Below are 13,802 nucleotides of genomic sequence, written 5' to 3' on the forward strand. Positions count from 1 at the left end.
CCTTTTTTATTTAAGCGTCCTGATGTTCCAGTTTCCAATCAAGGTAATTATGAAGGTCAGATTCTATAAATCTTAGCCCGAAAGTTAGTATTGCCAGATCATCTATATAACCAAGTCCCGGAATAAAATCTGGAATAATATCCAGGGGATTCAGTATATATAGAAAGGAGAAAGCAATGGTCGCAATGGTAAACCATGGCACCTTGGTATAAATGCCTTTTCTATAATCTTTCAGCATTCCGTACATCACCTTCGCTAGTTCACTATACTTCTGTAGTAATCCTGAATTATTGATCTTATCATCAACCTCTTCCTGGCTATCCATAGCAATGGTCACATCATCATCATCGATCTTGGTGACTTCGGTTTTTACAAAGTCTTCATCGATCTTACTTTTTTTATTTCCGAACATATTTAAAATGATTTAATTTATAATCTGTGCTGGGCATTCCCGTATTCCTTTTTATAGATCTTCAGAATAAGAAGAAACAAGGAAATTAGCAATGGCCCGAATATTAATCCTATAAAACCGAATAAAGGCACTCCCACGATCACACCAAAAAGGGTGATCAATGGATGAACACTGGCTAATCTTTCAAGCACATACAGGCGAATTATATTATCTGTAGAGCCAACCACAACAAATCCGTATATAAGTATGGCAACTCCCTGCCAGTCATTTCCCTGGGCGAATAATAGAATAGCTGCTGGAAGTATACCTATGGCTGTACCAATGAACGGGATCATAGACCCAATTGCGGTGATAACGAACCAGAAAAATGGATCGGGTACACCAAATATCAGGAAACCTATTAAGGCAATAACACCCTGCACTATAGCCACAAGAGGAATTCCTAGCGCATTAGATTTAACCAGCATATTGCTTTCTTCTCCAATAATTCTAAGATTTTCCTGCCCTAACGGGATATACGTGATCATGGAATCTCTCAAAGACTGCCGGTTTGTAAGCATATAATAGAGCATGAAATACATGATCCCGATTGCGATAAATGCATTGAACGTTCCACCAGCCAGGCTCTGCAAATTAGAAGACACCCAATTTGTTATGGAAGCAGTGTCTATGCTGGAGCTAATATTGTAGCCCAAATGCTCCTCAATATTATTCAGTTGTAATTTTAGTGCGCTCAATACTCTCTCAGAATTGGCTACTGCTTTACCAATTTTTGAGGTTAACATTATCGTAATAAGCGTTACGGGAATAAGTATACCCACGAATGAACCGGCCATTAATAATGTGGCCGCCAGCGGTGGTCTCCAACCTCTATTTATTAATTTTTTCATCCATCCTTTCAGGATAACATATAAAGTCACCGCACCTAAAACTCCTGAGAGGTAAGGCATTACTTCTTTAACGATTAGAACCGTTAAAAAGAGGATGAGTAGTAGTACAAATATCTGTCTTACTAGGGACGGTTTGAGTCTATCCATTTTTGGTTGGTTGGATAATTATTTCTTAATGAAAATTCTAGGTTGCGAAAAGCTGATCTATATTTTTAAAGGCCTTGAATTCAAGGGCATTTCCAGAAGGATCCTTAAAAAACATGGTCGCCTGTTCGCCGGGTTTACCTTCAAACCTAATATAAGGTTCAATGACAAAATCTATATTCTTGCTTTTCAGTAATTTGGAAAACTCATGAAAAACTTCCCATTCTAATACTACTCCAAAATGGGGAATAGGAACATCTTTTCCATCTACGGGATTGGAGGTAGAAGCTTCTGGTTCCTGTGGCTCTTTATAATGGATGACTAGTTGATGGCCAAAGAAATTGAAATCTACCCAATGGTCGCTACTTCTGCCTTCTCCGCAACCTAGTGTTTCTTTATAGAACTTTCGGCATTTTTCAAGATCAGATACGGGAATTGCGAGGTGAAATGGTTGTATTTTCATGCTTTGTTAATTCTGAAAGTAATAAATATATGATAATTGCCCAAAATTCAGGGAATCTAAAATTAACAAGAACGATGAAAAGTATTGCGAAATTCTGCGCTAATTCTCTGTTAAGATTTAGGTTTACGGGGTCTTTTACCTCTTCTTGAACTCGGAGTGGAAGCAGTATTCATTATTGAGCCTTCTTCAGTTTTTGTAGATCCACCGGTTAGACCGTTTATCGTGTCTAGTTCCTCTTGAGTAAGATGACGCCACTCTCCCACAGGTATGTCTAATGAAACGTTCATTATTCGAACCCTTTTAAGCGAAGTAACTTCATAGCCTAAAAATTCACACATTCTTCGAATTTGCCTGTTCAGTCCCTGAGTTAGAATAATTCTGAAGGTATGGTGACCTAGTTTTTCAACTTCACATTCACGGGTTACCGTATCCAGGATTGGAACTCCGGAAGACATTTTTTTTAGAAAATCTGCAGTAACAGGTTTATTTGTAGAAACCACATATTCCTTTTCGTGATTATTTCTTGCACGAAGAATCTTGTTAACTATATCGCCATCATTGGTAAGAAATATTAATCCTTCACTCGGCTTATCCAGACGGCCAATAGGAAAGATCCTTTTTGGGTAGTTGATATAATCAATAATATTGTCTTTCTCAACTCTGGTGTCTGTAGTACAAACAATACCAACCGGTTTGTTGAAAGCCAGGTAAACATTTGGTTCTTTTAATTCTTCTTTAGAAACCGGTTTCCCATCAACCTTAACGAGATCTCCGGGAGTCACTTTGGTTCCCATTTCGGGAACTTTATCATTGATCGTAATTCTACCCTGATCAATAAGCTTATCTGCTTCCCTTCGAGAGCAATAACCTAGCTGACTCAAATACTTATTAATTCGAACTTCTTCTGCCATAAGATCTATTCTGTCGCAAAGATACGAGATAAGATATTGAGAGGCGAAAATGAAAAAAATAAATATTTTAAATGCTCAGGCAACCTTTTGTAACTTTCAGACGTCTATATAAATAGAAGGCCTTGTGAAAATGGTGAAAGTAATACAGCTTTTTAAAAATGAATCCTCTTTAATAAAAAGGGCATCTTCCGGAAACCGGGATGCTCAGCAGAGGATCTATGAGAGACATTCACCAAAAATGTTAAGTGTTTGCCGGCAGTATATAAAGGATTTACATCATGCAGAGGAAGCAATGCTAAATGGGTTTTTGAAGGCTTTTACCCATTTAAAGGACTTTAAAGAAGAGGGGAGTTTTGAGGGTTGGATTAGAAGAATAATGATTAGGGAGTCTATTTCATTTCTAAGACAACATAAAAAACTGGAATTTCAGGAAGATCTTGGTTATGAAACCAGTGAGGTTTTCAATAATATAAATTCTGAAATGGATGTGGCCGATATACAGAATCTCATCGATAGTTTACCAGAAGGTTATAAGATGGTCTTTGTGATGTACGCGGTTGAAGGTTACAAGCATTCTGAAATTGCCAAGATGCTTGAGATTAGTGAAGGGACTTCAAAATCCCAACTGTTCAAAGCACGAAAAATGCTTCAGGAGAAAATAAAAATAAATAATTCATCGAGCTATGGCGCCAATTAAATTTGAAGAACATATCAAGGAAAAGCTGGATAGGAGAGAAATTCAGCCGTCTGCTGGAAGTTGGAATAAATTAAATTCCAGGCTGGATGCATCCGAAAAAAGGTCTGGTAGTAAGTGGTGGATTTCTGCAGCCGCAGCGGTGGTAGTTATATTGATAGCAAGTGTATTATTTGTGAATCAGCAGGAAACATCGGTAAATCCAATAGTTGAAAATCCGGTAGAAGAGAAAGTTCAAGATAGGAAGAAGAATAGTGATTTTGAAGAACCGGTTCAGATCGCTTCAGAAGAAAATAAAGAAATTAGAGAAGAGACTAAGCGACCGGAAATTAAAAGTAGCGAATCGCGTAAACCTGAAGAACTTTTAGTTGATAATCAAAAATCTGAAGAAGGTCACCAAAATTCACTATCAAAAAGGCTGATCATAGAGCCCGTAGAAATAAGGTCGAGTGCAATCGCTACTACAGAAACTGACGAATTGTATTCTAAAGTACAGGAGGTGCTGGCTAAAATTGCCGAGGGAGAAAAAAGCTCTGAAGATTATAGTGAGGCTGAGGTCGATGCTTTACTTGCTGAGGCAGCAAGAGAGTTAAGTAATGGCCAGAATATATATAGACAGGGAAGTGTGAATGCAGATGCTTTACTTGCCGACGTTGAATATGAAGTAGATCAATCTTTTAGAAAAGAAGTTTTTGATTTTCTAAAGGAGGAATTTCTAAAAGCTAAAACAGCTGTTGCAACCAGGAACGACTAGAGAAAAATCAAATTAAATATTAATCATCCCGAAAGGGTCATTCATCAATCAAATTCTGATGAGGAAGACTTTGGTCTAAATCTGAAGAAACTTAAACAATCAATGTTATGAAAACTATCTTTATTTACTTAACCCTGGTCTTATTTACTTTTTCAAGCAATTATGCCTATTGTCAGGAAGAAAAATCAAAAACGAAAGAAGAGATCCTTGAATCTAAAAGGGAGGAGATCGTTAATAATGAAAAAGAGAAGCTAAAATGGAAGGTCGAAAATATAAATAATAGGTTGGAACTGGAGGAAATCACCTCTGAAGAGGCAGAGATTCTGAAAAAAGAGGCGGCAGAACTTCACGCTAAAAATATTGAAAATCGAATCGCCATTATGGAGAATGAATATGAATTAAAGGTTCGTAATGAGAATGGCAGGGGATATATAGCCTTTGGAGATGGAGGTAAAGCTATTACTGTAAGGGTGAATGAAGAGCGCGAACATAAATATGATAAAAGGACGACTAGCGATCTCGTACTTGCAGCAGGTTTTAATAACGCCCTGGAAAAAGGACAATCTTTAAATGATTCAGATTTTAAGATTGGCGGTAGCAGGTTTTTTGAAATTGGCTGGGCGTGGAAAACTCGAGTTTTTGACGATTCAAACTGGCTTCGTTTAAAATACGGGTTCTCATTTATGTTTGATGGATTAAAGCCTACAGGGAATAGATACTATGTGCAGGAAGGTGACGAAACTTTTTTCCAGGATTATGAATATGATCTTGATAAATCAAAATTTAGAATGGATAAGCTGGTAGCTCCATTACATTTTGAATTTGGACCATCGTCTAAAACCGAGAGTGAAAATTACCTCAGGTATTCAACTAAGGGAAAATTCAAAATTGGTCTGGGTGGTTATGCAGGATTCAACATTGGCGAGCGTCAGAAACTTAAATATAAGATCGATGGCGACAAGCAAAAGGACAAGTTAAAAGGAGATTATAATACCAATGATTTTGTTTATGGGCTTAGTGGATATTTAGGCTGGGGATGGGCAACTTTATATGCGAAATATGACCTGAACCCGATCTTTAAAGATCCAAATCCCGAATTACATAACATTTCCTTAGGTCTGAGGTTTGATGTAGATTAATTAGCCAATATAGTTTAGATTTATCTGGGCTTCAGAAATTATAATTTATATTTTTGAAGCCCTTATTTTTTGCTAAATTTCACAAATCAAATAAAGAAAATTAAATCTTTTGATCTCTAAAACCACCATAGATAATGTTTTTGAAACCGCCCGGGTAGAGGAGGTTATCGGTGATTTTGTTCAGCTTAAGAGGTCAGGAAGTAACCTTAAGGGACTTAGTCCGTTCACAGATGAGCGTAGTCCCAGTTTTATGGTTTCTCCGGTAAAACAGATCTGGAAGGATTTTAGTAGTGGTAAAGGGGGGAATGTTGTGGCATTTCTAATGGAACACGAACATTTTACCTATCCGGAAGCAATCAAATATATCGCTAAGAAATATGGGATCGAAATAGAAGAAACCCAGCAGAGTGATGAGCAAAAGGAGCAGGCAAATGAGCGCGAGAGCATGTACCTGGTATCTGAATATGCCAGTGAGTTTTTTCAGAAACGCATGCATAAGACTGATGAAGGGCAGGCGATAGGTCTAAGTTATTTTAAGGAGAGAGGTTTTACACCTGAAACGATTAAGAAATTCGATCTTGGATATTCACCTGATGATTGGGAAGTTTTTACTAAAACTGCCCTGGATGATGGTTATAAACTAGAATATCTTGAAAAAACGGGCTTAACCATAGTAAAGGAAAATAAGAGGTTCGACAGGTTCAAGGGCAGGGTGATGTTCCCAATCCATTCCATGTCTGGCCGGGTACTTGGATTTGGAGGGAGAATTCTTTCTAATACAAAAAAGGCCGCGAAATATCTCAATTCTCCTGAAAGTGATATTTACCATAAAAGCAAGGTGCTCTACGGGATTTATCACGCCAAGCAGGCGATCGCAAAGGAGGATAATTGTTTTCTTGTTGAAGGTTATACCGATGTGATCCAATTTCATCAAAGCGGAATTGAAAATACAGTGTCATCTTCAGGTACTGCATTAACCCCGGAGCAAATACGATTGATAAATCGGCTTACTAAAAATATCACGGTCCTTTTTGATGGTGATGCTGCCGGAACCAGGGCCTCTTTAAGAGGAATAGATCTTATCCTGGAGCAGGGGATGAATGTAAAAGTATGTCCTTTTCCGGAAGGTGAAGATCCAGATAGTTTTGCACGTTCAAATTCTGAAGATGAATTAAGAGAGTTTTTAAAGGAAAACTCTTATGATTTTATCACCTATAAAGCCTCGCTTTTAATGGATGAGGCTAAGAATGATCCTGTTAAAAAAGCGGGATTAATTCGGGATATGGTGAATAGTATTTCGAAGATCCCAGACAACATTCAGAGAGAAGTTTACCTGCAGGAATGTTCCAGGATAATGGACATTAATGAGGATGTTCTTTATGCTACGCTGGCCCAGATAGAAAATAAAGATTCAAAATCTTCGGGTCAGCCTCAGAAAAAGAAAATGGAGGTGGTCAAGGAGAAAGAAGCTCCGAAGGCTAAAGTTGATCAACTATATGAACTGGAAAGAAAGATTATTAGTCTACTAGTACTATATGGGCGTGAAGATGGAGAGTTTCATGATATGCTCTTAAAGCAGAATGAGCATGGGGAGATGGTTTACGAGTCAGAAGTGCAGGAGGCCAAAGTTTTTGAGAAAATTTTCCTTGATCTGCAGGAAGATGAGATAGAATTTACCAATGAGGATTTTAAAGAACTATTCCAGCTACTCATCGAGAAGCTCAACAGTGAGGATGATTTTGGGGTGGAGATGATCATTAATGACCTTGAAAAGTCTCAGGCGGTTAAATTAACCGATATCCTTATGGAAGAGGAGCAGTATGAATTGCATGACTGGGAAAGGCATGATATACCTGTAAAGAAAAAGGAACAGGGAATTTCACAATATGTTACGCAAACTATACTATCCCTGAGGAGATATCTCGTAGGTAGAAAGATAAGTGAACTGGTTGAGGAAATGAAAGATGTGGATTCTGAAGATAACAGAACCGAAATGATCCAGGAAATTATGAGCTATACCAGTTTAAGCACAATCCTTTCAGACAGGCTTGGCAGAGTTATGTAGTGTTTAATTGAAGTAATCTTGACTGGGTAATAAGATCAGCAACATTATCAACTTTCAGCTTTTTAAGTAACCTCGTTTTATAAGTACTTACGGTTTTCTCATTAATATCAAGAGCTTCTGCAATATCCTTATTTCTCTTTCCAGAAGATAGTAAATTAAGTACTTCGGTTTCTCTGGTACTAAGCTTTTTAAACTTTGTAATTAAACTCTTACCTCTTGAAATGCCTGAATTAAGTTTCTCAGTAATCTTCCGATTTAGATATATTCCACCCCGAGCAACCTGGTAGATCGCTTTCTCCAGGGTTTCATTATCTGTATGTTTAGAAATATATCCTGCCGCTCCGGCTTTGATAGCGCTAAGTGCATACATTTCTTCAGGATGAGAGCTAAATATTAAGGTTTTTACTTCAGGGTACTCCTGTTTAATACGTCTAATGGCGTTGATTCCATTTATTTGGGGAAGATCTAACTCTACTATCAGGACATCTGGTGCATCTTTCTCAAGCTGATGAAATAGCTGAGTTCCGCTTCCCACTCTTCCTGTTACTTGAAGGGCCGGATTGTTCTGAAGTACACATTTTACACCTTCCAAAATAATTGGATGGTGATCTGCAATTAATACTCGATACATGATTCTAAGTTAAAACAAGTCCGGGGGTAACTCGTGTTTTGGTTTTACCAACCTAAAATAAGGCTTTGACTTTTTAAAAAGTGAAAGTGCGAAATAAATTCGATAAGATGTTTATTTCTTCAGATGAACGGGTATTTCGCATACCGGTATTGGGTTCATTTTGTGTTGGTTAGCATTGTTTAACTTGACGAATATGTCAAAAACTTCCTTCTTTCTTCCTTCAAAATCTTTAGAGGTTTTTCCATTCTCCTTGTTTTTCATCGCCCATTCCAGCTCGTCATATGATGCACCTAGCTGATCCTCATCACTTCGGCTATCTCCAAATAATCCATCTGTAGGAGCTGCATTCATTATTTCCTCGATAATATTAAGATATTCGCCTAGTTCATACACTTCGCTTTTTACAAGATCTGCTATAGGGCTTAAATCTACGCCGCCATCACCATATTTTGTATAAAATCCGACACCAAAATCTTCTACTTTATTACCTGTTCCTGCAACCAGGTATTTGTGTAATCCCGCAAAATAATACAAGGTTGTCATTCTTAATCGTGCTCGTGAATTCGCCAGTGAGAGATCTAGAGTTGATGTTTCCCTGTCCTGCGGCATTGCCTTCTGAAATTCCTCGAATACAGGAGTAAGGTTAATCTCCAGGTTACTTACATTCGCAAAATTATGCTGTAATTCTTTTATATGTTTTCTTGCTCTGGAAATCTGATTCTTATCCTGATGAATAGGCATTTCAAGGCATAAGGTAGGCATACCGGTTTTGGCACACAGAGTGGAGGTTACTGCAGAATCTATTCCTCCGCTAACACCAATAACAAATCCATTCATATTTGCCTTGGTTGCATATTCTTTAAGCCAGTTTATAATATGGTCAGCTACTTTTTCGATCCGCATAATATTGGGTGATTAAGTTTGTAAGTAATACCTTTGTCCCACAAATTTAATACTTAATGCCAATTTTTGAAAGGCTCAGGCGTTAAAGCCTTCATAACAGAAAGCTATGCTGAAGAAATTAGGGTTTTTAATTCTACTTATAAGTTTACTTTCCTGCGATAAAAAATCTGAAACCGAGGCAAAGATCGAGAAGGTCGATGCAAATTTTGAAGTGATAAGATTTGAACAAAAGTTCGCAAAAGCTTCAGAAGAATCTTTACCAGAGTTAAAAAAAGAATACCCTTTCCTTTTCCCACAACAGTATCCAGATAGTGTCTGGGTGCAAAAAATGAATGACAGTATTCAGCAGGAAATCGAAAAAGAAGTTAAAACCGCTTTTCCGGAATTTTCAAAAGAAACAGATGATTTGCACAATCTGTTTCAGCATGTAAAATTTTACTTTCCAGATTTTCAGGTGCCAGATGTGATCACGGTAACATCTGAGGTAGATTATAAGAATAAAACCATCTATACAGGGGATTACCTTTTTGTATCCCTGGACACCTATTTAGGAGAAGATCATAAATTCTATTTAGGAATACAGGAGTTTCTGAAAAAGAACTTTAAAAAAGATCAAATAGTTCCGGATGCTGCCGCGGAAATTGCAAAAAACTATGTTCCTAAAGCCGATTCGAGAACGTTTTTAGCTCACATGCTCCACTACGGTAAAATTCTTTATTTAAAAGATAAATTTATTCCATTCAAAAGTGATGCTGAAAAGATTGGATATAGTGAGAAGGAATTAGATTGGGTAGAGGCTAATGAAGACCAGATATGGAGGTTTTTTATTGAAAATGAACTTATCTATGATACAGACTCGCAACTGTATTCAAGATTCTTATACCCGGCGCCATTCTCTAAATTCTATTTGCAACTTGATGCGGAGTCCCCATCACGGGTGGGACAGTATATAGGGTGGAACATTATTAGATCTTTCATGGAGAAGAATGATGTTTCCATTAGAACCATGCTGAATACTTCAGCCGAAGAAATTTTTAACAAAGCGAACTATAAACCAAGGAAATAATGTCTGAATTCAAGAAATCTGAAATAAATATAGAAGTTGTAACAGATGAAAATCATGTGCCAGAAAATATCACATGGAGTGCTCAGGATGGGAATATTTATAAAGAAGATGCTAAAGCTTTAATGCTTTCAGTTTGGGATAGTAAAGATCAGGAAACGCTGAGGATAGATCTTTGGACTAAAGAGATGCCCGTAGATGAAATGAAAAAATTCTTTCATCAAACGCTTGTTTCTATGAGTGACACCTATTTTAGAGCTACCCAGGATGACAAAATGCGTGATACTATGAAAGATTTCTGTGATTATTTTGCTGAAAAAACCGAGATCAAAAAGGGTTAATTGAAGAAGCTAATCTTTGTGTATAACGCAGATTCAGGTAAACTCAATGCCCTGATGGATTCATTGCATAAAGTGGTAAATCCATCCTCTTATTCCTGTAAATTATGTGAGTTAACCTATGGCGCTATCGAAGAGAAAAAAGTCTGGAAAAACTTCAGGGAAAACCTCGATGTGGATACAGAATTTCTTCATAGAAATGAATTTCAGAAATTATATGCTTCTAAATTCGGGTATAAGTTTGAATTTCCATTAATACTTGCTCAGACTGATAAAGGTCTGGAAGTATTCCTGTCTAAAAATGAGTTCTCAGAGATCTATTATCTTGAAGAGTTGATCGATATTATCCAAACCAGGATGGAATTATATTAAGAGCTACGGAGTTGTTCGTTTACATTGTCTATATAATCCAGAACTTCATCCTGTCCTAATCCTGCAGAAGCAGAGGTAATAAAATACTCGGGCATTTCTACCCAGGTCTCCAGCATTTCTGCTTTATAATTCTCAATATTCTCCTTTAGGTTTTTCTCTTTTAACTTATCAGCTTTGGTGAAAATAATACAGAAAGGGATATTGTGTTCGCCTAGCCACTTCATGAATTCCATGTCTATAGGCTGAGGTTTATGGCGGGAGTCTATTAAAACGAAAGCGCAGATCATTTGCGTTCTCTTTTCGAAATAGGCTGTAATAAATTTTTGAAATACTTTCTTTGTGGATTTTGAAACCTGCGCATATCCATAACCCGGTAGATCTACCAGGTGCCAGTTGTTATTGATCAAAAAATGATTTATCAACTGGGTTTTTCCAGGTTTGGCAGAGGTCTTAGCAAGTGCTTTTCTGCCGGTAAGCATGTTGATCAAGGAAGATTTCCCAACATTACTACGGCCAATAAAAGCGTATTCTGGCAATGCGCTGTTTGGACACAAATCAACTTTTGAGTTGCTAACAACAAATTCAGCCGTTTTAATCTTCATAAAAGCAATTTTAGATCTTACGTTCTTTCAGCCATTCGTTTAGTAACTGGTTGAATTCTTCTGGATGTTCCATCATGGCAGCGTGCCCGCATTTGTCTATCCAGTAAAGATCTGCATCTGGTAAAAGTCGTTGAAAATCTTCAGCTACCTCTGGAGGGGTAACCGTGTCATTTTTCCCCCAGATGATACAGGTAGGAGTTTGCATTTTTGGAAGATCTTTGGCCATATTGTGACGTATGGCACTTTTTGCAATCGCCAGTGTCTTAACCAGTTTATTTCTATCGCTTACAGTAGTGTAAACTTCATCTACGATTTCTTTGGTCGCTACTTGAGGATCATAAAAAACAGCTTCAGCTTTCTTCTTTATAAATTCGTAATCACCACGTCTTGGGTAGCTTTCTCCCATAGCATTTTCATAGAGTCCGGAGCTTCCTGTAATAACAAGTCCCTCAACGATTTCAGGATACATTTTTGTTGCAAGTAAGGCTATATGTCCTCCCAGGGAATTCCCCAGCAGGATCACTTTTTCAAAACCTTTATAATCTATAAATTCCTTTAAATATTTGGCGAATGTGCCTACACTTGTTTTTAGAAGTGACATGGAATATAATGGCAGTTCCGGGATAAGGACTTTATATCCATTTTCCGGGAAGTAATTAATTACACCATCAAAATTACTGAGGCCTCCCATAAGTCCGTGAAGGATTACAATTGGTGTTCCTTCGCCCTTTTCAAGATATGTGAATTTTCCCTCTTGCCTTAAGTGATCTTTCATTGATAGCCTTTGCGGTTAGCAATCGCAAATATAGCGATTTCGATACAAGTATAATCATTTTTGAGCAACTGCAATGGCTTTTCTACGAAGTGGGAAATTTATAAACAGCGGCTTTTTCAAAGCATATTATCCACATTTCCCCACTATTTTTCAAAATACTGAATCCTAAGTGAATAGGGCTATTTCAAAGGTTTTCAAATACATAGGGTGGTAAAACTTATCAACATTGTGGTAAAAAGTGGTAAATTGTGGTAATATTTTCAATATATTTGGCTCTATAATACCTAACCGTGATAAATCTAATTGGGACATACGAATGCAAAGTCGATGCTAAGGGCCGTTTGATGGTGCCTTCAGCATTGAAGAAGCAATTAGCTCCCATGATGCAGAATGGTTTTGTAATTAAGCGCGCGGTTTTTCAAAACTGCCTTGAACTTTACCCGATGGACGAATGGAATATCCTAATGGGGAGAATGAATAAGTTGAACAGGTTCAGGAAAAAGAACGTTGACTTTATAAGAAAGTTTACAGCCGGAGTTAAAACCGTTGAGGTTGATACCAATGGCAGGCTTTTAATTCCTAGAGATCTTATTGGTTTTGCCGGGATCGAGAAAGAGATCGTGCTTTCTTCGGCTATCAATATTGTGGAGATCTGGGATAAGGAGAAATATGAACAAAACCTTGAAGGTTCTTCAGAAAGTGATTTTGCAGATCTGGCTGAAGAGGTGATGGGAAATGAAGATTTTGATGCAATACCATAATCCTGTATTACTGAAGGAGTCGGTTGATGGTTTAGCTATAAAACCTGATGGAGTCTATGTAGATGTAACCTTCGGTGGAGGAGGGCATTCAAGAGAGATTCTTAGCAGGCTGGGTCCAGCTGGTAAATTGTACGCATTTGATCAGGATAAAGATGCTCTTGAAAATAAGATAGACGATAGTCGATTCACACTTATTAATGAGAATTTCAGATTTCTGAAGCGTTTTTTGAGATTTTATGGTGTGAAACAGGTTGATGGGATTCTTGGTGATTTTGGTGTTTCATCTCATCAGTTTAATGAAGCTGAACGAGGATTTTCTACCAGGTTCGATGCGAAGCTGGATATGAGGATGAATCAGGGTGATAAGTTGAGTGCATACGAAGTGATCAATGAATATGAAGAAGATCAGTTAAAAAAACTGTTTTACGCATACGCAGACCTTAAGAATGCTCCGAAACTAGCCCGAACGATTGTTTCAGAAAGAAAGAATAATCCAATAGAGACCAGTGAGCAATTAAATGATCTTTTGAAGCCTTTACTATTTAAAGGAAAAGAAAATAAGATCCTGGCTCAGATCTATCAGGCGATAAGGATAGAGGTGAATCAGGAGATCGAAGTTCTTAAAGAGTTTTTACTGCAAACGGAAGAGGTGTTAAAACCCGACGGCAGATTGAGCCTTATTTCATATCACTCTCTAGAAGATAGATTGGTGAAAAGATATATAAGGAGTGGTTTGTTTGAAGGTGAGCCTGAAAAGGATATGTATGGGAATATAGATGTTCCTTTTAAAAAGGTGAACGGTTTGGTAGTTCCTTCAAAAGAAGAAATAAAACAGAATAACAGGGCTCGGAGTGCTAAGCTAAGAGTGGCGAGAAAGTTATAAGC

At 37.5% G+C, this 13,802-nt stretch carries 17 protein-coding genes; 9 read left to right on the plus strand and 8 right to left on the minus strand.

The annotated features are described in order from the left end of the window. Positions 1–10: 10 nt before the first annotated feature. From G530_RS0105545 to rluF, 4 genes are all read right to left on the minus strand, one after another. On the minus strand, positions 11–412 hold the full coding sequence (locus tag G530_RS0105545; protein WP_035715949.1) for a YkvA family protein: 402 nt from the start codon (positions 410–412) through the stop codon (positions 11–13). 17 nt (positions 413–429) lie between these two features. Further along, positions 430–1,449, minus strand: coding sequence for an AI-2E family transporter (locus tag G530_RS0105550; RefSeq protein WP_026933584.1), 1,020 nt, complete (start codon positions 1,447–1,449; stop codon positions 430–432). A gap of 37 nt (positions 1,450–1,486) precedes the next feature. Continuing rightward, positions 1,487–1,909, minus strand: coding sequence for a VOC family protein (locus G530_RS0105555; protein ID WP_026933585.1), 423 nt, complete (start codon positions 1,907–1,909; stop codon positions 1,487–1,489). 110 nt (positions 1,910–2,019) lie between these two features. Continuing rightward, a complete protein-coding gene (gene rluF / locus G530_RS0105560) occupies positions 2,020–2,820 on the minus strand; it encodes a 23S rRNA pseudouridine(2604) synthase RluF (protein ID WP_026933586.1) in 801 nt (266 codons plus the stop codon). Positions 2,821–2,953: 133 nt separating this feature from the next. Here rluF and G530_RS0105565 point away from each other — a divergent pair, with 133 nt between their 5' ends. The 4 genes from G530_RS0105565 (at position 2,954) to dnaG (ending at position 7,472) form a co-directional block, all read left to right on the plus strand. Further along, a complete protein-coding gene (locus G530_RS0105565; RefSeq protein ID WP_026933587.1) occupies positions 2,954–3,517 on the plus strand; it encodes an RNA polymerase sigma factor in 564 nt (187 codons plus the stop codon). Beyond that, positions 3,504–4,268, plus strand: a complete 765-nt coding sequence (locus G530_RS0105570) for a hypothetical protein (protein WP_026933588.1) — start codon at positions 3,504–3,506, stop codon at positions 4,266–4,268. Before G530_RS0105565 ends, G530_RS0105570 begins: the two co-directional genes overlap by 14 nt. Positions 4,269–4,375: 107 nt before the next feature. Then, entirely contained in the window at positions 4,376–5,407 is a 1,032-nt protein-coding gene (locus G530_RS0105575; RefSeq protein WP_026933589.1) for a hypothetical protein, read from the plus strand. A gap of 109 nt (positions 5,408–5,516) precedes the next feature. Then, on the plus strand, positions 5,517–7,472 hold the full coding sequence (dnaG, locus tag G530_RS0105580; RefSeq protein WP_026933590.1) for a DNA primase: 1,956 nt from the start codon (positions 5,517–5,519) through the stop codon (positions 7,470–7,472). Here the strand turns inward: dnaG and G530_RS0105585 are convergent. After that, positions 7,465–8,103, minus strand: a complete 639-nt coding sequence (locus G530_RS0105585) for a response regulator (protein ID WP_026933591.1) — start codon at positions 8,101–8,103, stop codon at positions 7,465–7,467. The genes dnaG and G530_RS0105585 overlap by 8 nt on opposite strands. Before the next feature lie 111 nt (positions 8,104–8,214). Next, a complete protein-coding gene (gene nadE / locus G530_RS0105590) occupies positions 8,215–9,006 on the minus strand; it encodes an NAD(+) synthase (RefSeq protein ID WP_026933592.1) in 792 nt (263 codons plus the stop codon). A gap of 106 nt (positions 9,007–9,112) precedes the next feature. Between nadE and gldB the strand changes: the two genes are divergently transcribed. The 3 genes from gldB to G530_RS0105605 are packed head-to-tail and all read left to right on the plus strand — an operon-like array spanning position 9,113 to position 10,779. Further along, entirely contained in the window at positions 9,113–10,072 is a 960-nt protein-coding gene (gene gldB / locus G530_RS0105595; protein ID WP_026933593.1) for a gliding motility lipoprotein GldB, read from the plus strand. Beyond that, positions 10,072–10,410 (plus strand): gliding motility protein GldC, encoded by a 339-nt coding sequence (gldC, locus tag G530_RS0105600; protein WP_026933594.1) that lies wholly within the window; start codon positions 10,072–10,074, stop codon positions 10,408–10,410. The genes gldB and gldC overlap by 1 nt, the downstream gene beginning before the upstream one ends. Next, entirely contained in the window at positions 10,411–10,779 is a 369-nt protein-coding gene (locus tag G530_RS0105605) for a hypothetical protein (RefSeq protein ID WP_026933595.1), read from the plus strand. Here the strand turns inward: G530_RS0105605 and yihA are convergent. Then, positions 10,776–11,381, minus strand: a complete 606-nt coding sequence (yihA, locus tag G530_RS0105610; protein ID WP_026933596.1) for a ribosome biogenesis GTP-binding protein YihA/YsxC — start codon at positions 11,379–11,381, stop codon at positions 10,776–10,778. The genes G530_RS0105605 and yihA overlap by 4 nt on opposite strands. Before the next feature lie 10 nt (positions 11,382–11,391). Further along, positions 11,392–12,156 carry an alpha/beta fold hydrolase gene (locus tag G530_RS0105615; protein ID WP_026933597.1) on the minus strand — a complete coding sequence of 255 codons (765 nt, stop codon included), beginning with the start codon at positions 12,154–12,156 and terminating at the stop codon, positions 11,392–11,394. Positions 12,157–12,446: 290 nt separating this feature from the next. On the opposite strand from G530_RS0105615, the gene mraZ reads away from it, so the two are divergent. Both mraZ and rsmH read left to right on the plus strand, forming a co-directional pair. Next, positions 12,447–12,917 carry a division/cell wall cluster transcriptional repressor MraZ gene (mraZ, locus tag G530_RS0105620; protein ID WP_026933598.1) on the plus strand — a complete coding sequence of 157 codons (471 nt, stop codon included), beginning with the start codon at positions 12,447–12,449 and terminating at the stop codon, positions 12,915–12,917. After that, positions 12,904–13,800, plus strand: coding sequence for a 16S rRNA (cytosine(1402)-N(4))-methyltransferase RsmH (gene rsmH, locus G530_RS0105625; protein WP_026933599.1), 897 nt, complete (start codon positions 12,904–12,906; stop codon positions 13,798–13,800). Before mraZ ends, rsmH begins: the two co-directional genes overlap by 14 nt. The last annotated feature ends 2 nt before the right edge of the window (positions 13,801–13,802 follow it).

The organism is Christiangramia echinicola DSM 19838, assembly GCF_000423065.1.
Lineage (GTDB): Bacteria > Bacteroidota > Bacteroidia > Flavobacteriales > Flavobacteriaceae > Christiangramia > Christiangramia echinicola.

Bases quoted from the DNA above. Each gene is read 5' to 3' on its own strand.
- G530_RS0105545 (WP_035715949.1), bottom strand. From the start codon at position 412: ATGTTCGGAAATAAAAAAAGTAAGATCGATGAAGACTTTGTAAAAACC.
- G530_RS0105550 (WP_026933584.1), bottom strand. From the start codon at position 1,449: ATGGATAGACTCAAACCGTCCCTAGTAAGACAGATATTTGTACTACTA.
- G530_RS0105555 (WP_026933585.1), bottom strand. From the start codon at position 1,909: ATGAAAATACAACCATTTCACCTCGCAATTCCCGTATCTGATCTTGAA.
- rluF (WP_026933586.1), bottom strand. From the start codon at position 2,820: ATGGCAGAAGAAGTTCGAATTAATAAGTATTTGAGTCAGCTAGGTTAT.
- G530_RS0105570 (WP_026933588.1), top strand. From the start codon at position 3,504: ATGGCGCCAATTAAATTTGAAGAACATATCAAGGAAAAGCTGGATAGG.
- G530_RS0105575 (WP_026933589.1), top strand. From the start codon at position 4,376: ATGAAAACTATCTTTATTTACTTAACCCTGGTCTTATTTACTTTTTCA.
- G530_RS0105585 (WP_026933591.1), bottom strand. From the start codon at position 8,103: ATGTATCGAGTATTAATTGCAGATCACCATCCAATTATTTTGGAAGGT.
- nadE (WP_026933592.1), bottom strand. From the start codon at position 9,006: ATGCGGATCGAAAAAGTAGCTGACCATATTATAAACTGGCTTAAAGAA.
- gldB (WP_026933593.1), top strand. From the start codon at position 9,113: ATGCTGAAGAAATTAGGGTTTTTAATTCTACTTATAAGTTTACTTTCC.
- gldC (WP_026933594.1), top strand. From the start codon at position 10,072: ATGTCTGAATTCAAGAAATCTGAAATAAATATAGAAGTTGTAACAGAT.
- yihA (WP_026933596.1), bottom strand. From the start codon at position 11,381: ATGAAGATTAAAACGGCTGAATTTGTTGTTAGCAACTCAAAAGTTGAT.
- G530_RS0105615 (WP_026933597.1), bottom strand. From the start codon at position 12,156: ATGAAAGATCACTTAAGGCAAGAGGGAAAATTCACATATCTTGAAAAG.
- rsmH (WP_026933599.1), top strand. From the start codon at position 12,904: ATGCAATACCATAATCCTGTATTACTGAAGGAGTCGGTTGATGGTTTA.